The organism is Pseudomonas sp. MF09156 (assembly GCF_059862305.1).
In genome coordinates, this window is record NZ_JCBCUR010000002.1 from 175,208 (window position 1) to 198,398 (window position 23,191).

General features: G+C 60.9%; 18 protein-coding genes. 6 read left to right on the forward strand and 12 right to left on the reverse strand.

The window, feature by feature from the left end:
- Positions 1 to 74 precede the first annotated feature (74 nt).
- From AC19YY_RS06570 to uvrD, 7 genes are all read right to left on the reverse strand, one after another.
- Positions 75 to 1,574, reverse strand: coding sequence for a surface lipoprotein assembly modifier (locus tag AC19YY_RS06570; RefSeq protein ID WP_500603983.1), 1,500 nt, complete (start codon positions 1,572 to 1,574; stop codon positions 75 to 77).
- A 93-nt stretch (positions 1,575 to 1,667) separates the two neighbouring features.
- Entirely contained in the window at positions 1,668 to 2,429 is a 762-nt protein-coding gene (locus AC19YY_RS06575; RefSeq protein ID WP_262376958.1) for a Slam-dependent surface lipoprotein, read from the reverse strand.
- Positions 2,430 to 2,517: 88 nt separating this feature from the next.
- A complete protein-coding gene (locus AC19YY_RS06580; protein WP_170042032.1) occupies positions 2,518 to 5,628 on the reverse strand; it encodes a TonB-dependent receptor domain-containing protein in 3,111 nt (1,036 codons plus the stop codon).
- 135 nt (positions 5,629 to 5,763) lie between these two features.
- Positions 5,764 to 6,744: a FecR family protein gene (locus AC19YY_RS06585; RefSeq protein ID WP_492633900.1), complete on the reverse strand. Its 981-nt coding sequence runs from the start codon at positions 6,742 to 6,744 to the stop codon at positions 5,764 to 5,766.
- A gap of 43 nt (positions 6,745 to 6,787) precedes the next feature.
- Entirely contained in the window at positions 6,788 to 7,285 is a 498-nt protein-coding gene (locus AC19YY_RS06590) for a sigma-70 family RNA polymerase sigma factor (protein ID WP_169954026.1), read from the reverse strand.
- 185 nt (positions 7,286 to 7,470) lie between these two features.
- On the reverse strand, positions 7,471 to 8,343 hold the full coding sequence (locus AC19YY_RS06595; RefSeq protein ID WP_169954025.1) for a Tim44 domain-containing protein: 873 nt from the start codon (positions 8,341 to 8,343) through the stop codon (positions 7,471 to 7,473).
- 223 nt (positions 8,344 to 8,566) lie between these two features.
- Complete coding sequence (gene uvrD / locus AC19YY_RS06600; protein WP_169954024.1) at positions 8,567 to 10,750, reverse strand: DNA helicase II; 2,184 nt, start codon at positions 10,748 to 10,750, stop codon at positions 8,567 to 8,569.
- A gap of 280 nt (positions 10,751 to 11,030) precedes the next feature.
- Here uvrD and AC19YY_RS06605 point away from each other — a divergent pair, with 280 nt between their 5' ends.
- From AC19YY_RS06605 to AC19YY_RS06615, 3 genes are all read left to right on the forward strand, one after another.
- Positions 11,031 to 13,910: an EAL domain-containing protein gene (locus AC19YY_RS06605; protein WP_170042033.1), complete on the forward strand. Its 2,880-nt coding sequence runs from the start codon at positions 11,031 to 11,033 to the stop codon at positions 13,908 to 13,910.
- 156 nt (positions 13,911 to 14,066) lie between these two features.
- Positions 14,067 to 14,933: a transcriptional regulator HexR gene (hexR, locus tag AC19YY_RS06610; RefSeq protein WP_029290040.1), complete on the forward strand. Its 867-nt coding sequence runs from the start codon at positions 14,067 to 14,069 to the stop codon at positions 14,931 to 14,933.
- A gap of 224 nt (positions 14,934 to 15,157) precedes the next feature.
- Positions 15,158 to 15,355 carry a PA3496 family putative envelope integrity protein gene (locus AC19YY_RS06615; RefSeq protein WP_262376960.1) on the forward strand — a complete coding sequence of 66 codons (198 nt, stop codon included), beginning with the start codon at positions 15,158 to 15,160 and terminating at the stop codon, positions 15,353 to 15,355.
- Here the strand turns inward: AC19YY_RS06615 and AC19YY_RS06620 are convergent.
- Complete coding sequence (locus AC19YY_RS06620; RefSeq protein ID WP_500603984.1) at positions 15,285 to 16,259, reverse strand: LysR family transcriptional regulator; 975 nt, start codon at positions 16,257 to 16,259, stop codon at positions 15,285 to 15,287. The two genes, AC19YY_RS06615 and AC19YY_RS06620, sit on opposite strands and share 71 nt — an antisense overlap.
- Before the next feature lie 194 nt (positions 16,260 to 16,453).
- Between AC19YY_RS06620 and AC19YY_RS06625 the strand changes: the two genes are divergently transcribed.
- Entirely contained in the window at positions 16,454 to 17,869 is a 1,416-nt protein-coding gene (locus tag AC19YY_RS06625; RefSeq protein WP_029290035.1) for an acetyl-CoA carboxylase biotin carboxylase subunit, read from the forward strand.
- Positions 17,870 to 17,880: 11 nt separating this feature from the next.
- Entirely contained in the window at positions 17,881 to 19,689 is a 1,809-nt protein-coding gene (gene oadA, locus AC19YY_RS06630; protein WP_170042035.1) for a sodium-extruding oxaloacetate decarboxylase subunit alpha, read from the forward strand.
- Between the two features lie 77 nt (positions 19,690 to 19,766).
- Here the strand turns inward: oadA and AC19YY_RS06635 are convergent, their stop codons facing one another.
- Complete coding sequence (locus AC19YY_RS06635) at positions 19,767 to 21,023, reverse strand: autotransporter outer membrane beta-barrel domain-containing protein (RefSeq protein WP_500603985.1); 1,257 nt, start codon at positions 21,021 to 21,023, stop codon at positions 19,767 to 19,769.
- Positions 21,024 to 21,139: 116 nt separating this feature from the next.
- Between AC19YY_RS06635 and AC19YY_RS06640 the strand changes: the two genes are divergently transcribed.
- Positions 21,140 to 21,418: a transcriptional regulator gene (locus tag AC19YY_RS06640; RefSeq protein ID WP_500603986.1), complete on the forward strand. Its 279-nt coding sequence runs from the start codon at positions 21,140 to 21,142 to the stop codon at positions 21,416 to 21,418.
- A 3-nt stretch (positions 21,419 to 21,421) separates the two neighbouring features.
- Here AC19YY_RS06640 and AC19YY_RS06645 read toward each other — a convergent pair whose 3' ends face one another.
- From AC19YY_RS06645 to AC19YY_RS06655, 3 genes are read right to left on the reverse strand one after another with little or no spacing between them, the layout of a single operon-like run.
- Positions 21,422 to 22,093, reverse strand: a complete 672-nt coding sequence (locus AC19YY_RS06645) for a GNAT family N-acetyltransferase (protein WP_500603987.1) — start codon at positions 22,091 to 22,093, stop codon at positions 21,422 to 21,424.
- A 10-nt stretch (positions 22,094 to 22,103) separates the two neighbouring features.
- Positions 22,104 to 22,550, reverse strand: a complete 447-nt coding sequence (locus AC19YY_RS06650; protein WP_169954017.1) for a GNAT family N-acetyltransferase — start codon at positions 22,548 to 22,550, stop codon at positions 22,104 to 22,106.
- Positions 22,547 to 23,182 carry an FMN-binding negative transcriptional regulator gene (locus AC19YY_RS06655; protein WP_170042039.1) on the reverse strand — a complete coding sequence of 212 codons (636 nt, stop codon included), beginning with the start codon at positions 23,180 to 23,182 and terminating at the stop codon, positions 22,547 to 22,549. The genes AC19YY_RS06650 and AC19YY_RS06655 overlap by 4 nt, the downstream gene beginning before the upstream one ends.
- Between the last annotated feature and the right edge of the window lie 9 nt (positions 23,183 to 23,191).

A 23,191-nucleotide genomic window follows, 5' to 3' on the forward strand; every position in this document is an offset into this window, starting at 1 on the left:
GCGGTTTATAGGGGCGTTTTATACAGTAGCTCGCTATAAGTGCAACCGCGAAATAGAAAACCCGGTGTTGTCGGTTAAAACTGCTTTTCCAGCTTTAGGCTGATGCTGTTTTTGTCGTAGGAATAAAGCCAGTCGACATTGCTGACGACCTTGTTGTACTTGACCGTCAGACTGGGCACCGCATCCAGCACCGCCAGGCGTGGGGCACGCAGGATAAAGGTGTAGCCTTGTTCTTTCTCATTGCGTCGGTCATCGACGATAGCGCTGTAGGCATCGTATTGGCGCTTGCGGTACGAGGCGAACAACACGGCGCTGACGCCCACTTCGAAATCCTTCGCCACCCCCAGCCGCACGCCCTTTTGCAGGTAGGCCGCCGTGCGGTCCTGGGTATTACGTTCGGTCAGGTCTACGCCGCCGAACAGCGTCCACCGTTGGGGCAGGGCCTGCCACAGGGTGGCGTAGACCGAACTGATGCCGCCGTCGAGGTTGCTATTGATCTGGTGTTTGTAGGTCATGTCCTTATATTCGCCTTCCAGCTTGAACATGCGGGTGGCCGACAGTGTATGAATCCATTCGCCGCGCAGCCCCCAGGCGCTGTACATGGCGTTATCACCAATCGTATTGAATTCAAACGACGGCCCGAAGGCGTACTGGTTTTTGGCGTCGTGGTAGCTGTAGCCAGCGTTATTGATGAGGGTGCTTTCGTTGTACTTGCTCTGTTTTTCATAGGCCTGGCCATAGAGCAGCGAGCGCATGAACACCCCGTGGTGGCCGCTGATGGCCACGCGCTTGTTGAGCGTGGCCTCGTAGTCCGCGCCGTGGGCAGACACGGCCTTGGGCAGTGAGCGTTTGACGTAGATGGTTTCGTCGGGGGTGACGTAGCGATAAGTCACCTCGCTTTCCGGGGACTGGTTGAGGTTGTAGCCCCAGGTCGGGCCGATAGCCAGGGAGCCTTGCCAGTCTTCACGGTGGTCCAGGGCCTGGATAAAACTGTCGACGGTCTTGCCCACGCCCATGGCTTGGGCGTCCGCTGGGCTGAGGCTGCTGCTGATCTGCCGGAACGCGGCGTTGGATTCGCCATCCTTGCGGTTCTCGAACAATACCCGCGCCAGCTCCAGGCGCCCCGGCAGGAAGTCGCCCTGCAACGCCAGCAGCTGGCGGTAGTAGCTTTCTGCTTGTTCAAGGTTGCCATCGGCGCGGGCCAGGCCGCCGTTGGCATAGGCGGTGAGCATCGGGTCGTGGCCGGGCAGGGCGGTGTAGCGCTTGAGGTAATCCCTGGCTTGCGGCCATTGCTGGCGCTCGATGGACAGGTACACCGCGCGGCCCAGTTCATCGAGGTTGTTGCCGACGCTGTAGGTTTGCCCATCGATATTCAACAGCGGCGGGGCGCCGTCGCTGGGCAGTTCATCCTTGAGCAACTCGCGCTCTTGCTGATTGGCGCGGTACTCGATGGTCTGGTTCAGGCGCAGGCTGGTGTCCTGGTCGGCGGCAAATACCGCCGGGGTCATGCACAGCAGCAGGGAAAAGGGTAAAGCGTGGAGCGTGAGGGATCGCATGCAATAGGGCTGGGGCATTACCGGGCTCTCGGGATCGCTTCAAAACGCCAAAAGCAAGTGCCTGGGGGCAGGCACTTGCTTGGGTGGTGCTACAACAGGTTCAACGTGCGATTACTTGGCGACACCACCGAAGGCGGTGTCGTAGTTGCGGTCGGTGAACTTGGCGATACCGGCCAGCGACGCGGTGGCGCCTGCGCCGAAGAAGCTGCCTTGTGAGGTGCCGGACGAAAGCAGTGCGTTGGTTGCGGTATTACGCGCCTGGGCAGTACCGGCGAAGCCTGCGGTGGCGGTGTCGATGGCCGCGGTGACTTGAACTTTAAGCGCGCTGTTGCTCAGCGAGCCGGTCAAGGTTGGTGTAGCGTTGCCGAACGAGGCGGTCAGGTCGCCAGACAGCACGTTCGCCCCGGAGTAGTTGTTGATGCCCTGTACCGCGTAGGTCACGTTGGCTGTTGGCAGTACACGGCCAGCGGTGTCGCCGGAGTAGTACACGACGCGGGTTGGATCATTGTTGGCGCCGGTCTGCGACCACTCTCCGTAGTACACCTGTTGGTTGGCGACTTGTTTGAAGTCGAAGTTGCCCAGTGTGGAGTGAGAGGGTGGCATCATCGCGGTGGTAATGGTGGAGACACCATTGGCATCGGTGGCAGCCATACCTTTCAAACCGCTGAAAGCGACTTTCGTGCCGTTGTAAAAAGCGTTAACGCCAATGGCTGGCTGGCCTGCGGAACCTGGGTGGTTAGTTGAGCCTGAACCACTGGAGCCGTCGACGACGATCGTGCCATCGTAACTTTGACCAGAAGAAGTGGCTGCTTGAGCAACGCCAGCCAGACCCAGAAGTGCCACTGCCAATACTGTGTAGTTGAAAGATTTCATTTCATCATCCGTTGAGTGATTTAAATTAAGTCAACACGTCAAGCGTTTGCCAATTTCTTCTTTAGCCTCCCATGCAGTACCTCCCAAGTTAAAAAGTAGTGGTGAAAGCGAGTTTCAACGTTCGACCGGGTGCGGGCATGGCCGAACGCGTGAGTGGGTCGATGTAATAAAGGTTGCTCAAGTTGGTGCCGGTTAACTCGATGGATGCGTCATCGGTCAATTTATAGTTAACGTAGGCGTCATAAGTGATGATCTTGTCCCATGACATGGGCGTATTCAGGTAATAACTGACCATGGCGCTGTTGGGGTAGTTGTCATAGAACTTGTTTTCATGTTGGCGGTAATAAATAGCCCGTCCGCCCACTTCCAGTTTGCGATCAAGGAAGCGCGCACCTAACCCGAGGTTGGCAGTCCACTCCGGCATTGCCATGCTCACCAGGTATCCGCCTACAAAACCGTCTTCCACGCAGTTGGGGGTGCTGCCGTCGGTGCTGACGGAGACAGCCGAGTTTTCATCGCAGACTCTGTTTTTCAGGACGTGGCCGATACTCATGTCGGTGAAAAACCGTCCGTTATCGTAGCGGCCCTGGAACTCCACGCCGGAAGTGACTTGCTTCTCAAGGTTACTGAAGCGCAGTTGTGGGTCGCGTTCGATCACGTTTTTTGTCGTGTTGTAGTAATAGCTCAGCTTGATGTCGGCGCTTTCACTGCCACCCCAGCCGGCCAGGTTATGGATGTAGGCGGCTTCGTAGTTATGCGCATGTTCTGGCTCAAGCCCCCAGGGGTTGACCGATGAGGAAAAGCCCATGGTGCTTTCAAACATGCTTGGGTAACGGATGGCCTCGCTGTAGCGCAGGTAGACCCGGCCATTTTCCGAGGTATAGAAGGTTGCAGAAAGCGAAGGTGTCCAGCCACTGTCTTTCTGGTGTTTGGCTTTGATATCTTTTTCGTAGCCCTTGCCGTTTCCGGAAGAGCTGCAGGAAATAATATTTTCGCCTGCACTCAATCCATTGATACATGGATTGTTATAGCGTGAATAACGACCTTTTCCGTCACTCGCCCAATCCGCCCTGTGCTGAGTGTCTTGCACACGTGGCGTTTGTTGTTTGATTACGTCAATTAGCTCCTGACGTTCCGACTCCGGGGTATCAAACATATCCCAGAAAACTTTGTTGCTTGCAATTTGTCGATCGATGTCGGCTTGCAACTCAGAGTCGGTCAGCGTCTTTCGCGTGGTGTAATCCACCCGACGCCCGGTATCTTCAAATTGTGTTGTTATCCCACTCTTGTCCTGGGCACTTTTCAAGTAATCATCAAATGCCCAATAAGACGAATAACGCATCCCCGCCTCAAATTTGGCAAAACTTACGGGCCGCCAGTCGAATTTGAAGTTGTACTCCTGTTCCTCGCGGCGCCCGGCCCGAGGGTACATGCGCAACGTGTCGCTGATGATAGGGTCGTAATAGTTGTCGTTCGATCCCAACTTTTCATGCTGATAACTACCACCCAGGGTCAGGTCGAGGCTGTCGAGCAACTTCAACTTATTGCTTGCGGTCAGGCCGATACGATCATGCTTGGCGTTGGCCAGGGCGGTATTGCGGTACACCGGGTCGGCAATGGTGGTTTGATTGGGGACGCCACCGCTGCTGTAGGTATCGCTGCGGGTGTTGGTCATCCACAGGTTGGAATAGAAATCCACCCACGGGTTACCTTCGGGCTTGAGGTTGTATTCCAGGTTGTAGGCTTTGCTTTGTACATGGCTCAACGGCCATTGCGGCACGCCGTTGGTGGCGGCGTCGTAAGTCGTGCCGGGTTTAAAGAACGAGATCCGTGATGGCAGGATCTCGCCGTACAGCGCATCGGTGTCGCGATAGCCGAATTCCAGGGACTGGTTTTCATCAATCTTGAGTTTGGCCTTGCCCAGCCAGGACTCCATCTTGCTGGAGGTGTTGGGCACTTCATCGCCCGGTTTGTAGATAGTGGCGAGGTTGGGAATGTAGTCAAACTCGCCGTTGACTTTCTTCCCGCTGGAATAGAAGCCGCTCTTGTTCTTGCCTGCGTAGTGGTTGCCTTTTTCACGGAAGGCGTAGGCTGCCAGCAGTTCGAATTTTTCCTGGCGCGTGGCCAGTGCCAGGCGGTAGGCGGAGTCATCGCTGGACAGCAGTTTGTTACTGCTGCTGGTGCGTGGGTGTTTGTACAGCGAGTGATCGTAATAGCCCCTGATGGGTGAATATTCATAACCGGGGCTGGGCATTTGCCCGGTCATCAGCGTCGGTAGTTTGGGTGACACCGAGTTGTTGCTGCCTTCGATTTTAAGTTCGCCACCATATTCCTGGTCCTGCTTGAGCACATCGTCGACGTTTAGAGTGCTGGCCACCACTGCGCCGCCAATGCCGCTGTAGACGTTACGCTCCAGGTTCGGGCCCTTGAGCACCTTGATGCTGCCGATCAGGTTGGGGTCGATGTAGTTGCGGTTGTTGGCGCCCATGTAGCCGCGGTAAGCGGTGATTGCCTGTTCGGTACCGTCGATGGTCACAGGCACGCGGCCGGGGCCCTGGATGCCGCGGATGTTTGGGTCCAGTGCGCCGCTGTTGCGCGAGTCGCCGCTGTACACGTTGAGCATGCCCTTGAACATATCGGCGGGGGCTGCGCCTTTGTAGCGTTCGATCTGCTCCTTGCCGGCATACACCGAGGAGATGTCCTGGTCGTAGATATCGTTGTAGCCCTTTTCGTCCCGGGACTGCTTGCCTTCCATGCCCATGACGTAGGTCGGGTGCAAGTCGCCGGCCTGGATACCCGCCGAGTTCGGTGCCGATTGCACCTGGATGATCGGGCGCTCGGCTGAGCCGGTGAGGCTGTAGCTGACTCCTTGGTTGGCCAGCAGCGTTTGCAGCGCGGTGTCCAGGGACAAGCGCCCCTTGACCGGGTTGCCGTAGCTGTTGGTGAAGTCGTTGCTGCCCAGGTACAACTCGACACCGGCCTGGCGCGCCAGCAGGACCAAGGCTTGATCCAGCGCCAGGGCGGGCACGTCGAAGTTGTGCACGTCAGTGGCCGGGGCGTGGTTTGCGCTTGGCGCTGCCAGCACCGGGCTGATGGTGGCGGCATTGGCGACCAGCGCAATGGCGGCCGACGCAATCCCCAGGCTCAGTCGGGTGCGTTTTGTTGCCTGGCGTTTTTTGTTGTTCTCTTGCGTCTGCAAAACCGGCCTCACTAAAGTAAATAAGATTTATTCACATGTAGTAGAAACGGCCCAGCTGCAAAAACGCGATAGATCGTTATGATCTATAAATATTGTTATTTATATTTTTTTGAAATTGACGCCGTGCGAGGCGGCTCAGTAGATCAGTGTCAGTCCTGGCAGCTCGAACATGCGCCCGTGGACTTGCGCCACCAGATGTTCAAGCGCGGTGTCGAGGTTATCCAGGCGCATTACCGCACTGACCCGCACGTTGCGCAGGGCCTCGCCCTTGACCAGCACCAGCCCCGGTCGGTAACGGTTGATGCGGGCGGCGGCGTCGGCCAGGGATTCGCGTTGGAATACCAGCCGGCCTTCCTGCCAACTGGCCAGTTCCTCGGGGCTGGTGTTCAGCGGCACCAGGCCCGTTCTGGGGCTGAAGTGCAGGCTGTTGCCCTGCTCCAGCAGCGCGGAACCTGCGGCTTCATCGCGCCCGTGCTGGGTCAGGTTGACCTCGACCCGATGCTGCAGCACCCCCACCCAGCCTTCGCGATCCTTGCCGACACCGACCAGGTAACGCGTGCCTCGCGCGGTGATATCGGCCCCGGGCGCTTGTACGGTGAAGGGCCGCCGCTCCTGTTCATTCATTGGCGCAGGGGTGAAGACCGCCTCGCCCTGGCTCAAGCGCACCCGACGGGTCTGATCGTCGTAGGCCAGGCTCAGGATGCTGTGGCTGCCCAGTTGCACCTGGCTGCCGTCGGCCAGGGTGATCTGGCGCACCTCGCCAAACCCGGTGTGATAGTCGCTGTTCAGGGCCTGGACCCAGAAAGGTGGTGCCAGCAGCATCCAGCAGCCCAACGCCAGCGCCGCCACGGCGCTGCCGCCGACCACCGGCATGCGCAACCAGGCAGAGCGCGGCGGGCGTTGGGGTTTTACATAGCCGGGACGTTGCTTGAGCTGCGCGGTGGCCAGCCAAGCACGATTGGCGCGCTCGGCGGCAGCGGCGTGCAAAGGGTCGGCGGCCAGCCAGCGCTGAAACGCCTCGAGTTCACGTGCCGAAAGCTGTCCTTGGCGATGGCGCATCACCCAGTCGGCAGCTTTGCGCTCTACCGGGTCGATAGTCTGTGGGGAGGCGTTCACGGTTCGGTCTATTTACCTTTTGGCTCTTTGTCGTACACAAGGCTCAGCCCTCTTGGTCCGGCTCAAGCGCCCGGCCAATCCTGGCCAGGGCCATTGCCATGTGTTTTTGTACAGAGCTTGTGGATATCCGTAAATAGCGCGCGGTCTCTTTGTGCGTCATGCCTTCCACCCGGCACAGCATGAACACATCGCGGGTACGCGGCGGCATGCGTTGCAGCAGGCTTTCCAGGTGCTCCAGTTCCAACGCGCCGAGGGCCTGTTCTTCAGGGCAACTGGTTTCGTCTACCAGGGTGGCGAAGAAGGCGCTGGGGTCGTTGTCGTAGCGCTTTTCACCATAGCGGCGGTGATGGTCGATCATCAGGTTGTGCGCTACCCGAAACAGATAGGACGGCGCGCACAGCACGCGCTCCAGGCTCTCCAACTGGGCGATGCGCAGGAAAGTGTCCTGTACCAGGTCCGAAGCCAGGCTTGGGGAGCACTTTTTGCGCAACAGATACCGATGCAACGCGGGTGCATGTTGAGTGAACAGTTTTTCCAGCACGGCGGCACTTTCCTATGCTCGGGCAGAACCGGGGAGGGCGAGTATAATGAGAGTCGTTCTCATTAATCCAGCAAAACCCCATGCTGACTTTTCCACAGGCAAAAAAACACCCCGGCTGTGCAGGCTTCTTAAAGCGCTGCACAAGACCGGGGTGTTTCTTACAGCAGGCTGTAGGCCTTTGCGGATCAGCCGTTCTGGCGGATACCGGCTACCAGCCAAGGCTGGTTTTCGCCCTGTGGACGTTCCATGTTCCAGCTTTCGCTGAACACTTCGCCCTGGTCGAAGCGCGAAGTCTTCGACGTACCGCTGAAGGTCAGGGTAGCGATGGTCTTGTCGGCGCGATCATCCACACCTTCCAACTGCACGCGCAGGTCGTCGATGTAGGTCGACTGGAAGCCGTCGCCCAGTTCGGCACGTTCGCGCTTGAGGAACTCCAGCAGTTGCGGGGTCACGAACTCGGCGATCTTGTCCATTTCGTTGGCGTCCCAGTGTTGCTGCAGGGACTGGAAGTGGTTGCGGGCCGCTTCGACGAAACGCTCTTCGTTGAACCAGGCTGGCGCGTTGATCACCGGACGAGCGGCAGCAGGTGCTGCCGAGCCGCCGAAGATCGAACCCATGGCAGGCTTTTGCTCGAACACTTCACGCTGCATCGGCGCGCCGGCTGGAGCCAGGTGCTCCTGCTGCTTGCGGCGACGGGCGGCGATGAAGCGGAAGATCACAAAAGCGATGACCGCCATGATCAGGATGTCGAAGATCTGCATGCCCTGGAAGCCGCCGCCCATGAACATGGAAGCGAGCAGGCCACCGGCAGCGATACCGGCCAGAGGGCCCAACCAGCGCGAAGCACCGCCGGCCTTGGCAGCAGCGCCAGCGGCACCGGCTGCACCTGCGGTGGCAGCCGCTCCGCCCATGCCGCCAGCGGCTGGGGCCATTTGGCTGGTCTGGTGGCTCGGTGCTGCGCCGGAGCTTTTACCGCCACCGAAGCGTTTGGCGTTGGCGTCGAGGCTCATCGTCAGGCCGATGCACAACGCCATGGCGATGCTAAGAAAACGTTTCATAAAGGGAATTCCCATTTGTGGATTGCACGCGCGCCATGTTGCACAGGTGCAGAGGCAGTGGCTAGCGGCATAATGTTTCGGGCTTTTGCGTAAGACCTTTGCGAATGGTCTGTAGGACTAATTACAGATATTGGCCCGTACTGGTTAAAAACAAGGGCAAGGCGACCCATCTCACCGAGGCAGAGCGCCCGATCGTTCCCACGCAGAGCGTGGGAACGCTCAGTCAGACCGCTTCGAGCTTGGCGTAACCCATCATCAGCCACTTGCTGCCTTCGGCGAAGTTCACCTGCACCCTGGCCTGGGCTCCGGCGCCTTCGAAGTTGAGGATCACCCCTTCGCCAAAGATCGCATGCCGGACCTGCTGGCCAAGGCTGAACGGGGTCTCGGGAATTTCCGAGCCGGCAAACATGTTGCTGGAGTTCTGCTGCTGACCGCCACCAAACGGCCGGCTGACGCTATTGGACAAGCGCACTTCCTGAATCAGCCCTTTGGGCACTTCCCGTACGAAACGCGACACCTTGTTGTAGGTCTCGCTGCCATACAGGCGTCGTGTCTCGGCGTAGGTCATCACCAGGTTCTGCATCGCCCGAGTGATACCCACGTAGGCCAGGCGGCGTTCTTCTTCAAGGCGGCCGGGCTCTTCCAGGCTCATCTTGTGCGGGAACAGGCCTTCTTCCATGCCCACCAGGAACACGTAGGGGAATTCCAGGCCCTTGGCACTGTGCAGCGTCATCAGTTGCACGCTGTCTTCGTGCTCGTCGGCCTGGGTATCGCCGGCTTCCAGGGAGGCGTGGCCGAGGAACGCCGCCAGTGGCGACAGGTCGGCATCTTCCTCGCTGTTCTCGAACGCGCGGGCGGCGCTGACCAGTTCCTCAAGGTTTTCTACCCGAGCCTGGCCTTTCTCACCCTTTTCCGCCTCGTGATAAGCGATCAGGCCGGATTGTTCGATCACGGTCTGGGTCATCAGGTGCAGCGGCATTTCCAGGCATTTGGCGGCGAGGCTGTCGATCAACTCGACAAACCCACCCAACGCTCCGGCAGCGCGGCCGGTCAGGCCTTTATTGGCGATCAGCAGACGCATGGCCTCCCACATCGACACATCGCTGTGACGCGCATGTTCGCGGATCGCCTCGACGGTTTTCTCGCCGATGCCCCGTGCCGGTACGTTGATCACCCGCTCCAGCGCGGCATCGTTGCCGCGACCTTCCAGCAAACGCAGGTAGGCCATGGCGTTCTTGATTTCTGCGCGCTCGAAGAAGCGCTGGCCGCCGTAGATGCGGTATGGAATGCGCTCGCGCAGCAAGGCCTCTTCGAGTACCCGTGACTGGGCGTTGGAGCGGTACAGAATGGCGATATCACTGCGGGCCAGCCCGGTTTTCAGGGCGCTTTCAATGGTTTCCACCACGTAGCGCGCTTCGTCGTGCTCGTTGAAGGCCGCGTACAGGTTGATTGCCTCGCCTTCGCCGCCGTCGGTCCACAATTCCTTGCCCAGGCGCCCGGTGTTATTGGCGATCAAGGCGTTGGCGGCCTTGAGGATCCCGGCGGTGGAGCGATAGTTCTGCTCCAGGCGAATGGTCTCGGCGTCTGGGAAGTCGTCGGAATACTGGTAGATGTTCTCGATTTTCGCGCCGCGCCAGCCGTAGATCGACTGATCGTCGTCGCCCACCACCATCAGGCTGTCGCCGCCCTTGGCCAGCAGGCGCAACCAGGCGTACTGCACGGCGTTGGTGTCCTGGAACTCGTCCACCAGGATGTGCCGGAAGCGCTTCTGGTAATGGGCCAGCAAGCCGGGGTTGTCGCGCCACAGGTCGAGGGCCCGCAGCAGCAGCTCGGAGAAGTCGATGACGCCGGCACGCTGGCAGGCCACTTCATAGGCTTCATAAATGCTGCGCATGGTGGCCAGGAACAAGTCGCCACTGGCCTGGATATGTTGCGGGCGCAGGCCTTCGTCTTTCTGGCCGTTGATAAACCATTGGGCCTGACGCACCGGCCAGCGTTGTTCATCCAGGCCCAGCTCGCGGATCACCCGCTTGACCAGGCGTTGCTGGTCATCGCTGTCGAGAATCTGGAAGGTCTGGGCCAGGCCCGCCTCCTGCCAGTGGGCCCGCAGCAAGCGGTGCGCCAGGCCGTGGAAGGTGCCGACCCACATTCCGGCCGGGCTGATGCCCATCAACTGCTCGATGCGGTGGCGCATCTCGGCAGCGGCCTTGTTGGTGAAGGTCACCGACAGGATGGAATGCGGCGACGCGTTCTCGACCTGGATCAACCAGGCGATACGGTGCACCAGCACTCGGGTTTTACCGGAGCCAGCACCGGCCAGGACCAACTGACGGCCAACGGGGGCTGCTACGGCCTGGCGTTGGGCATCGTTGAGGGAATTCAGCAAAAGGGAGAGATCATCGCGCATCGGCGCATTCTAGGGTGCCGGGGGAAGGGGGGCAAATCCCATTGCCGGGTGGTCGGCACAAAAAAATCCGCGGCGATCTTCAATCGGCAAATAATCGATCCACGGTGATGACCGGTAAGTCATCGCCTGTAGCCCGCGCCCTGTCTTGTTCAGCCCCTCTGGGCCCAAGGTTTGCGATGGTTTATTCGCCGATTTTTATGATCCAGAGCAGTTTGGTCTGCCCGCCCGCTTGTGTATGCTCCGTCGACGTTTCGGGCTCACCATTATAAGAACACTGCCTATGACCCTCAGCACCGACTTGCCTGGCCCTTCTGTCGCGCCGGCGCAAGTTATCCGCAAGCACTACGCCATGGAGATGGCGGTCGAGCGCACGCGTCTGTTGTACCAAGGTTCGTTGCTGCCCACTTTATTGATGTTGATTAACGGTCTGGTCTGCGCCTGGTTGCTCTGGAGCCCGCAGCGCTACGTGCTGGTCGGCAGTTGGCTGGTGTGGTTGCTGGCCCTGGTGGCGATGCGCGTGATCCAGGTGGCGGCCTTCGATAGCGCCCTGCCCAGCCGGCAGGCGCAGCCGGTCTGGCGGCGTATGTTCATGTTGGGCTCGGCGGCCAGCGGCCTGACCCTGGCGAGCGCGGCCATTGTCCTGGTGCCCCTGGACAGTTTCGTGCAGCAGGCCTGGATCTTCGGCCTGATTGGCGTGGCCACCTTATCGGCCAGCGTGGCCTACGCGGTGAGCGTGCCGGCGTTTTTATCGTTTGCCTTGCCCTGCCTGGTGCCCACCATCCTCTATTTATTCTGGAGCGGCGAACCGCAACTGCAGGGCTGGAGTTACCTGGGCCTGATTCTGCTGGCATCCCTGAGCCTGGTGGCATGGCAGGTCAACCGCCTGATCCAGCGCGGTTTGCTGCGCCGGTTCCAGAACCAGGCCCTGATCGAGCACCTGCAGCAGGCCCGCCAGCGCAGCGAGCAGTTGAATCAGGACCTGGTGCGCGAGGTTGAGCAGCGGCGCCAGGTCGAGCAGGAGTTGCGTGAAGCCCAGGTCGGCCTGCAACACCGTGTCGAACAACGCGGCCAGCAACTGGACGCCGCCAGCCTGGCCCTGAGCAAAAGCGAAGCGCGCCTGGCGATGGCATTGCAGGCCAGTGAGTTGGGTTTGTGGGACTGGAACCTGCAAACCGACGAGGTCCACCACACCCAACTCAAGGAGTTGTTCGGCCTGGAGCCGGAATACGTCACGGCGATGTTGCGCGACCTCACGCCTCGCCTGCACCCGGACGACTTGCCGCTGCTCAAGCGCGCGCTGGTGGAGCACTTGAAAGGGCGCAGCGAGGACTACCAGGTGGAGTACCGCGTGCGCCATGGCGACGGGCGCTGGGTGTGGATCGAGGACCGTGGGCGCGCCGTGGAGCGTGCGGCCAGCGGGCGCGTGACGCGCATGCTCGGTACCCGGCGCGATATCAGTGCCGGCAAGGCGGTGGAAGAACAGCTGCGGCTGGCGTCCACGGTGTTCGAGGCGGCCAGCGAAGGCATCGTGATCCTGGACCCGGAGTACGTGCTGATTGCGGTCAACCAGGCCTTCAGTCGCGTGACCGGCTTTGATATCGACGACATGCTCGGGCGCAATGTCGTGGAGTTGCCGTGCAGCCGCGATGCCCGCCGACACTTCCCGGTGATCCGCCAGGCGTTGTTGAGCCACGGCAGTTGGCAGGGCGAATTGGTGGAGGCGCGCAAGAACGGCGAGCTGTACCCGCAATGGCTGCAACTGAGCGTAGTGCGCGATGTTCGGGGAAACGTGAGCCATATCGTGGGCTTCTTCGCCGATCTGTCGGCGCGCCGCGAATCCGAGGAGCGCATGCGCTACCTCACCCATTACGACGAACTGACGGGCCTGGCCAACCGCTCGCTGTTTCGCGAGCGCCTGCGCGAGGCCCATCAGCGGGTGCGCCAGGGCGGCCGCAGCCTGGCGTTACTGCATATCAACCTGGACCGCTTCAAGCTGCTCAATGACAGCCTGGGCCATGAAGTCGCCGACCAATTGCTGCAAAAAATGGCGCGGCGCCTGATCAACGCGTTGCCGGAGGCCGACACCATTGCGCGGTTGTCCGGCGATGAATTTGCGGTGTTGTTCGACGCTTATGGCAGCCTGTCGAGCCTGGCGCGAGTGGCCACCCGGCTGCTGGCCAAGTTGCGGGTGCCAGTGGCGGTGGAGGGACATGAGTTGGTGGTCAGCGCCTCAATCGGTGTCAGCCTGTTGCCGGATAACGCGCGGGAAATTTCCGCGTTGGTCAGCCAGTCGAACATGGCTATGCAGCACGCCAAGCATTTGGGCGGCAATAACTTCCAGTTCTACACCGACAGCCTGCAAGCCAGCACCCTTGAGCGCCTGCAGCTGGAAAACCAACTGCGCAAAGCCATCGATGAACGCCAATTGAAGGTGTTCTACCAACCCAAGCTGTGCCTGGCCACTGGCAAGATGAACGCCGCCGAGGCGCTGGTGCGTTGGGATCATCCGCAATGGGGCAGTGTGCCGCCCGGTGATTTCATTGGCTTGGCAGAAGAAACCGGATTGATCGTGCCGTTGGGCGAGTTCGTGCTGCGCCAGGCCTGCTGGCAGGCGTGTGAATGGCAGCGCCAGGGCCTGGCGCCGATCCGCGTGTCGGTCAACCTGTCGGTGCACCAGTTGCGCCAGGGCAAGCTGGTCAGCCTGGTGCGCCAGGTGCTGGACGAAACCGGGCTGGCCCCGCAGTACCTGGAGCTGGAGCTGACCGAAAGCCAGTTGCTCGACAGCGTCGAGCACATCATCGCCACCTTCCAGCAACTGCGCGACCTGGGGGTGAAGCTGGCGATTGACGACTTTGGCACCGGCTATTCGTCCCTCAGCTACCTCAAGCGCATCCCCGTGGATTACGTGAAGATCGACCAGACCTTTATCCGGGGCCTGGGCCAGGGGCGCGAAGACTTGGCGATTACCCGGGCCATCATCGCCATGGCCCATGGCTTGGCGCTCAAGGTGGTGGCCGAGGGTGTGGAGGATCAGCAGCAGCTGGATTTCCTGCGCGCCGAAAACTGCGATGAGGTACAGGGCTATTTGATCAGCCGGCCGATCGAGGCCGAAGGGCTGGCGGATTTGTTACGGAAAAATGCGGATTTTCCTGGCTGCTAGCGAGGCGCCATCGGGTGCTACATCGCATATGCCCGCTGATTCAGGGGGTAGTAGGGCGATTTAGTGATGCATCGAACGGGCAAATCCGCAATTCTTGTAGTATAACTACAAGCTTGCTACATCCCTGGCGCCTGCCAATAACAAGAGTCCTGCCCTTTGAACCTGTTGCAACATATCGCCCAGTCGCGCCACCTGTTACGCAAATCGGAACTCAAGGTTGCCGATCACGTGCTGCTTGACCCTGCGGCCGTGATGCACAGTTCCATGGCTGACCTGGCCCACAGCGTGGGGATCAGCGAGCCGACCATCGTGCGCTTCTGCCGCGCCATCGGTTGCTCGGGGTTCCAGGACTTGAAGTTGAAACTGGCCCAGAGCCTGGCGGCCGGTGCCAGCTTCGGGCAGTTTGCGATCCACGAAGACGACTCCGTCGCCGACTACAGCCTGAAAATTTTCGATACCACCCTGCACACCCTGATGGAAGTGCGGGAAAAGCTCGACCCGATCGAACTGCAAAAAGCCGTGACCGCCATGTCCCAGGCCCAGCGCGTGGAGTTCTATGGCTTTGGTGCCTCCGGCGCGGTGGCGGCGGATGCCCAGCACAAATTTTTCCGCCTGCTGCTGACGGCGGCGGCCTACAGCGACCCACACATGCAGGCGATGTCAGCGGTGACGTTGAAGCCCACCGACGTGGCGATCTGTATTTCCCAGTCGGGCCGTTCCAAGGACTTGTTGATCACCGCCAACCTGGTGCGTGAAAGCGGCGCGTCGCTGATCACCTTGTGCCCGAGCCAGACGCCATTGGCGGAGCTGTCCACGGTCAACCTGGCGATCGATGTGCATGAAGACACCGAGATCTATACGCCGCTGACCTCGCGCATCGCCCACCTGGTGGTGATCGACGTGCTGGCGATGGGCGTGGCGATGGCGCGTGGCCCGAGCCTGGTCAACCACCTCAAGAGCGTCAAGCGCAGCTTGCGCAGCCTGCGTCTCTCGCCCAAATCGGTCAAAGCCCTCGACGACTGACCCAAGGTCGCACTCGATCAACTGTAGGAGCTGGCTTGCCTGCGATAGCGGTCTGCCAGCCCCACACTTATCGCCTGAGGCACCGCCATCGCCGGCAAGCCGGCTCCTACAGTTTTGGCCGGTGTTGCATTCGCAAGATTCATCGTCCTGTAACCCTCGCGCCGCCAAACCGTCATCCCCCGCGCCCATCCTGAACTCCCCGTACTCGCATTGGGAGACTCGAAATGGCCCGGCACTACGAAGACAGCACCAGCACCGTCAAGACCCGTCGTCAGCAGGAAGACCAGCGCCGCATGGCATTCCGACGTGCAATTGAAGATCGCTGTGAACAACGCCAACTGCTGCAAAGCATCAGTGACTACCCGGAGCTGCACTGGCAGGCGCCCGCGGCTGCCCAGCGAAACGTTCAGCCAGCGCGCTGATCTGCACCCGTTCGCTGCGGATAAAGCCCAGGAACGCATGGGCCACCGGTGACAGGCGCTTGGCCTTGGCCTGCACCAGGCACCAACTGCGGTACAGCGGCAGCTCTTCCACCGCCAGCTCCTTGAGCCCACCGGTGGCCAGCTCCAGGTTCAGGGCGTGGCGCGTCAGCAGTGCCACGCCCAACCCCGCCACCACGCACTCGCGCTGCGCCTCGGCCGAGGCCACTTCCACCGTCTGGGTAAAGTGCACGCGCTTTTCCTTGAAGTATTCCTCGCAGGCCAGCCGTGTCCCTGAGCCCGGCTCGCGCAGCAACAAGGTGTAAGGCTCCAGGTCCTGCAGGCGCAGCGGCCCTTGCAGGCTCAGCGGATGGTCCGGCGGGGCCACCGCCACAATCGGGTTATTGAGAAACGGCAGGAATTCCAGGCCCATGTCCTGGGGCACCATGGACATGATCACCAGGTCATCACGGTTGTCCGACAGCCGGCGGATCACCTGGGCGCGGTTGACCACCGTCAGGTGCAACTGCACCTCCGGGTGCTGGCGCTTGAAGGCGGCGAACAAGTGCGGCACGAAGTATTTGGCGCTGGATTCCACGGCCAGCTTCAATTGCCCCTGCAGCGAGCCTTGCATGTCCGAGAGCTGCATATCGAGGTTTTCCAGGCGTCCGAAAATGTCCCGGCTGGCCCGTTGCAGGGCTTCGGCGGCTTCGGTCATGTAGAGCTTTTTGCCGACGTAGTCGAATAGCGGCTGGCCGATCAGCTCTTCAAGCTGGCGAATTTGTAGGCTGACGGCGGGTTGCGTGAGGGACATTTCCTCGGCAGCGCGGCTGTAGGAACGCAAGTCGCAGACTTCATTGAAGATTTGCAACTGGCGTAATGTCATACGCATCAATGACTTACGCATAATTCAAGACGGCTCGCTGGGTTTGTACGGCCAACTATAAGTCTTTACTTATACACAACCCAATAATTATTGATTTTTGTTAATCCCTAAGTGCGCATAGTGTGTGTCTCGCGACTGGCTTGAAACATTTGGTCACGCGCCGACCTGGTCTAGCAGGTCGATGAACGCAGCAATCGGCTCAAGGGAATTTCCAAGTGATAACAAAGATCCTGATCGCCAACCGTGGTGAGATTGCCGTCCGCATCGTGCGGGCCTGTGCCGAAATGGGTATCCGTTCGGTGGCGGTCTATTCCGACGCAGACCGGCATGCCTTGCACGTCAAGCGCGCCGACGAGGCCCACAGCATTGGTGCCGAGCCCCTGGCCGGCTACCTGAATCCGCGCAAGCTGGTGAACCTGGCGGTGGAAACCGGCTGTGATGCATTGCACCCAGGCTACGGCTTCCTGTCGGAAAACGCCGAACTGGCGGATATCTGCGCCGAACGCGGCATCAAGTTCATTGGTCCATCGGCCGAAGTGATTCGCCGCATGGGCGACAAGACCGAAGCGCGCCGCAGCATGATCAAGGCCGGCGTGCCGGTGACGCCGGGCACCGAAGGCAACGTCGCCGACATCGCCGAGGCGCTGACCGAAGGCGACCGCATCGGCTACCCGGTGATGCTCAAGGCCACCTCCGGTGGTGGCGGGCGCGGCATTCGTCGCTGCAACAGCCGTGAAGAACTCGAACAAGCCTTCCCCCGCGTGATCTCCGAGGCCACCAAGGCCTTTGGTTCGGCGGAAGTGTTCCTGGAAAAATGCATCGTCAATCCCAAGCACATCGAGGCGCAGATCCTCGGTGACAGCTTTGGCAACGTGGTGCATCTGTTCGAGCGCGATTGTTCGATCCAGCGCCGTAACCAGAAGCTCATCGAAATCGCCCCCAGCCCCCAGTTGACCCCCGAGCAGCGCGCCTATATCGGCGACCTGTCGGTGCGTGCGGCCAAGGCTGTGGGCTACGAGAACGCCGGCACCGTGGAGTTCCTGCTCGCCGAGGGCGAGGTGTACTTCATGGAGATGAACACTCGGGTGCAGGTGGAGCACACCATCACCGAAGAAATCACCGGCATTGATATCGTCCGCGAGCAGATCCGCATCGCTTCCGGCCTGCCGCTGTCGGTAAAACAGGAAGATATCCAGCACCGTGGCTTTGCGTTGCAGTTTCGTATCAACGCCGAAGACCCGAAGAACAACTTCCTCCCAAGCTTCGGCAAGATCACCCGTTACTACGCCCCCGGCGGCCCTGGCGTGCGTACCGACACGGCGATCTACACCGGCTACACCATCCCGCCGTTCTACGACTCCATGTGCCTGAAGCTGGTGGTGTGGGCGTTGACCTGGGAAGAAGCCATGGACCGCGGCCTGCGTGCCCTGGACGACATGCGCCTGCAAGGCGTGAAGACCACCGCCGCCTACTACCAGGAAATCCTGCGCAACCCGGAATTTCGCAGCGGCCAGTTCAACACCAGTTTTGTGGAAAGCCACCCTGAGCTGACCAACTACTCGATCAAGCGCAAACCCGAAGAGCTGGCCCTGGCCATCGCCGCCGCCATCGCCGCCCACGCAGGCCTGTGAGGAACATTCCAATGTCTAAGAAAATCTTCGTAACCGACACCATCCTGCGCGACGCCCACCAATCGTTGCTGGCCACCCGCATGCGCACCGACGACATGCTGCCGATCTGCGACAAGCTCGACAAAGTCGGCTACTGGTCCCTGGAAGTCTGGGGCGGCGCGACCTTCGACGCCTGCGTACGCTTCTTGAAAGAAGACCCATGGGAGCGCCTGCGCAAACTGCGCGCGGCGTTGCCTAACACGCGCCTGCAAATGCTGTTGCGTGGGCAGAACCTGCTGGGCTACCGCCACTACAGCGACGATGTGGTCAAGGCCTTCGTCGCCAAGGCCGCGGTAAATGGTATCGACGTGTTCCGCATCTTCGACGCGATGAACGACGTGCGTAACCTGCGGGTGGCCATCGAAGCGGTGAAAGCTGCGGGCAAGCACGCCCAGGGCACCATCGCCTACACCACCAGCCCGGTGCACACCATCGAGGCGTTCGTGGCCCAGGCCAAGCAGTTGGAGTCCATGGGTTGCGATTCCATCGCGATCAAGGACATGGCCGGCCTGCTGACCCCGTACGCCACCGGTGAACTGGTCAAGGCGCTGAAGGCCGAGCAGAGCCTGCCGATCTTTATCCACTCCCATGACACCGCTGGCCTGGCCGCGATGTGCCAACTCAAGGCCATCGAAAACGGTGCCGACCATATCGACACCGCCATCTCCAGCTTCGCCTGGGGCACCAGCCACCCGGGCACCGAGTCGATGGTCGCCGCCCTCAAAGGCAGCGAATTCGACACCGGCCTGGACCTGGAACTGCTGCAGGAAATCGGCCTGTACTTCTACGCCGTGCGCAAGAAATATCACCAGTTCGAAAGCGAATTCACCGCCGTCGACACCCGCGTGCAAGTCAACCAGGTGCCGGGCGGGATGATTTCCAACCTGGCCAACCAGTTGAAAGAGCAGGGCGCCCTCAACCGCATGAGCGAAGTGCTGGCGGAAATCCCACGGGTGCGCGAAGACCTCGGCTTCCCGCCGCTGGTCACGCCAACCTCGCAGATCGTCGGCACCCAGGCGTTCTTCAACGTGCTCGCTGGCGAGCGCTACAAAACCATCACCAATGAAGTGAAGCTGTACCTGCAAGGCGGCTACGGCAAGGCGCCGGGCACCGTGAACGAGAAATTGCGGCGCCAGGCCATCGGCAGCGAAGACGTGATCGACGTGCGTCCAGCCGACCTGCTCAAGCCGGAAATGACCAAGCTGCGCGGCGAGATCGGCGCATTGGCCAAGTCCGAAGAAGACGTGCTGACCTACGCCATGTTCCCCGATATCGGGCGCAAGTTCCTGGAAGAGCGCGATGCCGGCACCTTGTCCCCTGAAGTGCTGCTGCCGATCCCTGAAGCCGGTGGTGTAGCCCGTGCTGGCGGTGAAGGTGTGCCGACCGAGTTCGTCATCGACGTACACGGTGAAAGCTACCGCGTGGATATCACCGGTGTTGGCGTCAAGGCCGAAGGCAAGCGCCACTTCTACCTGTCCATCGACGGGATGCCGGAAGAAGTGGTGTTCGAACCGCTCAACGAGTTTGTCGGCGGCGGCACCAGCAAGCGCAAGCAGGCCAGCGCGCCGGGCCATGTGAGCACGGCGATGCCGGGCAATATCGTCGATGTTCTGGTCAAGGAAGGCGACGTGGTCAAGGCCGGCCAGGCCGTGCTGATCACCGAAGCGATGAAGATGGAGACCGAAGTGCAGGCGGCCATCGCCGGCAAAGTCACCGCCGTTCACGTAGCCAAGGGCGACCGGGTCAACCCGGGCGAAATCCTGATCGAAATCGAAGGCTGATATCCAGCCTTCGACACTACCGCTTAATCCTCGGGGGGGCATGTTGCCCCCTTTTTTTGCCTGTAATAAAGCGCCAATCAGAAGCTCAGGGTCCATTGGCCCATGACGGCCTGGCTGTTGCTGCGGGCGCCAAAATCGCCGGTGTAGGTCAGGCCGAGGCTTTGGCTGGTGGAGATGCCCAGGCCCAGCCCGGCTTGCAGCGCCATACTGTCGCGGTCCAGGGACGTGCCTTCGATGGTGAAGGTGCTGTTGAACTCGTCCTTGTTCACCCATGCCGACGACTGGCGCACGCGGCTGTCGACGTCGCCGTACAAGTGCTTCCAGCTGGCGCTGGCGTGGGGTTTGAGGGTCATCTGGTTGTCCAGGGTATAGAGGCTGGTCATGCGCAGGCCGAAGGTGCTGTTGAGGTTCGCCTGGGTCTGCTCGCCGACATTGAGGGCGCTGAGGCCGCCTTTTTCCTTGAAGCGCTCGCGTTGGTAACGCTGATAACCGACGCCCGCGAACGGTTCGACGGTGAAACTGCCGTGGTCCACGCGATAGCCCAGCTCGCTGAAAAGCGTCTGGCTTTGCGCAGAATACTTGCCCTTGAGCTGCTCTTGATGGTCGATGAAATCAAAATCGACACTGCGCTTGTTCAGCCCGGCGTGGTGGCTGTGGATTGCCCCCAGGCGCAACGCCAACGGTCCGTCCTGGCGCACCGCGTATGCCCCCAGGTGCCAGCTGTCGAGCGCGGCCTTGAAGCGTTTGGCGCTCAGGTCACTGGTCGTCTTGGCCCCCATTACACCCACGCGCCAAGCGGGGTCCACGGCCCAATCGGCGCCCAGCACCAGGCCCTGGTTACGCTGTTGCAAATCACCACCGCCGTGCTGGCCGTCCAGGCTGCCGGCGTTGCCCAGGCCTTGCAGCCAGACGCGGCTGTTGGCGTCGCCGTTCATCTCGCCCATGGCCGACAGCAAACTGCTTTGCAGTGGCTTGAGGCTGCTTTGGGTGACGTTGCCCAGGTTGGCGTTCTGGCTGCCGGCCAGTTGCTCAAGCACCGCGCCGATTCTTCCGGGGGCCAGGTTGCCCATATAGCGGGCGTCATCTGCAATCAGATACTGCTCGCGCACGCTCAGGTTGCCTGACTCCAGCAAGGCATCCACTGCACGGTCCAGCACCTGGGCCACGCCCCGGCCATTGCCGGTGGTGGCGTAGTCAATGAAATAAAAAGGGCTGGCCGGGTCCGGTTCGCTGGGCGGTGGCCCCATATCCCCGCGTGCGGCGGCCAATTGAATGCTCAAGGCACTCAGCATGAAAGTGATGGCAAGGGCGAGTCGCTTGGATGTGCAGTGCATAGGGTCCGACCTCTGATATGTGAGGCGGGGAATTTAGCGAGGCGGCGGAGGGATAACTGTCAGGAGCAGCGTTTTAGGTGGGAGGGAGATGTCTTTAGTCCGGGGCGAATACGTACGTGCGGGTTGTGGCCTGGACACGCGCTTTGTTGATCCAGAGCGCAAAGCAGGGCCTGGCCGAAGGCACCCTGCAGATCGGCGAAGCCGTGCGTCGGCTGGGCGTGGACGCCACCGGAGTGCACCAGAGCCAATGCGCCAGGATGTGCAAGATTTCCCTGCGCACCCTGGTGCATATCGAGCATGGCGGGGGCAATCAGACGCTCAAGTCGTTGAACGCGGTGTTCCGGCCGTTCGGTTTGCAGATGGGTGTGGTCAAGGTCCAGCGGTCGCTGAACTGACCGTCAGCCCCGGCATTGCGCCAGGCTTTTCGCCTGCCCATCCGCTGTCTGGTTAGTCTCGGATAGCCACGCCTCAAACCCCGCGCCTACCTTCGGCCATTCCCCATCGAGGATCGAGTACCACGCGGTATCGCGGTTCTGCCCCTTGACCACCATATGCTGGCGGAACACCCCTTCAAAACTGAATCCCAGCCGCTCGGCGGCGTATTGGGAGCGGGCGTTGCCGTTGTTGCACTTCCATTCCAGGCGGCGGTAGCCCAGCTCGAACGAGTGCCGGGCCAGCAGGTACACGGCCTCGGTGCTTTTGGGTGAGCGCTGCATCGGTGCGCCGAAGGTGACGTGGCCGATTTCGATGCGGCCCTGGGCCGGGACGATCGACATCAGGCTGAGGATGCCCTGCACGTCGCCGCTGGCGCGGTCGATCACGCTGAAAAAGTATGGGTCGCTGTTGGCCGCGTGGTTGTTCAACCACGCGTCGAACGCGGCGCGCTCGGGAAACGGGCCGTAGGGCAAATAGTCCCACAGCTTGGGGTCGGCGCCGGGGCCCTGGAGGGCTTGCCACAAGCCATCGGCGTGGCGGGCCGGGTCGAGTTTTTCCAGGCGGATAAAGCGTCCTTCGATCAATTGGGCGGTGGGCGCGGGGGCGCCTTTCCAATCTGCAAGTGAGGTCGACATGGGGTACTCCTTAAAGGCCTTTGCGAAATTGGATAAAGCCGGGACGTTCGGCAATGCGTTCATACAACTGGATCGCCGTGGCGTTGCTCTCATGGGTCAACCAGTGGACCTTGGCGCACCCCTCGGCCTTGGCGGTGGTGTAGACGAACTCGATCAGTTGGCGACCAACCCCGGTGCCGCGTTGGCCGGGTTCCACGAACAGGTCTTGCAGGTAACAGGAGTTTTCGATGCTCCAGTTGGAGCGGTGATAGATAAAGTTGACCATGCCCACCGCCTTGCCATCCTGCCAGGCCAGGGCCGAATGGGTCGGTTCGCTGGGGTCGAGCAGGCGTTGCCAGGTGCTGGCGCTGACCGCGTCAGGCAACTCGGTGTTATAGAAGCGCAGGTAGGCCTGCCACAGCGGTAACCAGGCGGCGTGCTCGGTGGCTGCTACCCGGCGGATTTCGATCTGGCTCATGTGCGGTCCTTGGGAATGAATCGGGCGAGGGTTTGGTCACGCATATCAACGCTGGCGGCCAGTCCTTCGCGCACCCCGGCAATGTCGGCCGCGCTGCGGTTCTGGCTGAGCTTGCGTTTGCCGATCAGGCGCTCGATTGGCAGGACGAAGCCGACGATGGCCTTGAGCATGCCGTCAATGTAGCTGGCCGGGGCGTCGCTGACTTTCCATGGCTGGGCGCGGCGGCCTTCATGGCGATCGGTCAGCGCACTGACCACCGCCAGCAAGCGCTCGGCATCGGTAAACACCTGGGCCTTGCCGTAGGCGTGTACCGCCAGGTAGTTCCAGGTTGGTACCACTTTGCCGTGTTCGGCCTTGGCCGGGTAGAACGCCGGGCTGACGTAGGCCTCGGCGCCCGCGAAGATCACCAGCGCTTCGCTACCATTTTGTAGGTCGCGCCACTGAGGGTTGGCCTTGGCCAGGTGCCCGTAGAGGGTGCCGTTGGGGCCCTCGTCGGGGTTGAGCAGCAGCGGCAGGTGGCTGGCTTGCAGGCCTTGTTCGCCAAAGGTCACCAGTTGCGCCAGGCGCGTGTGCTGGATCAGTTGCTGCTGTTCGGGCAAATCGTCGAGAGCAAAGGCGGACGGTGTGTACATGAATTTTTT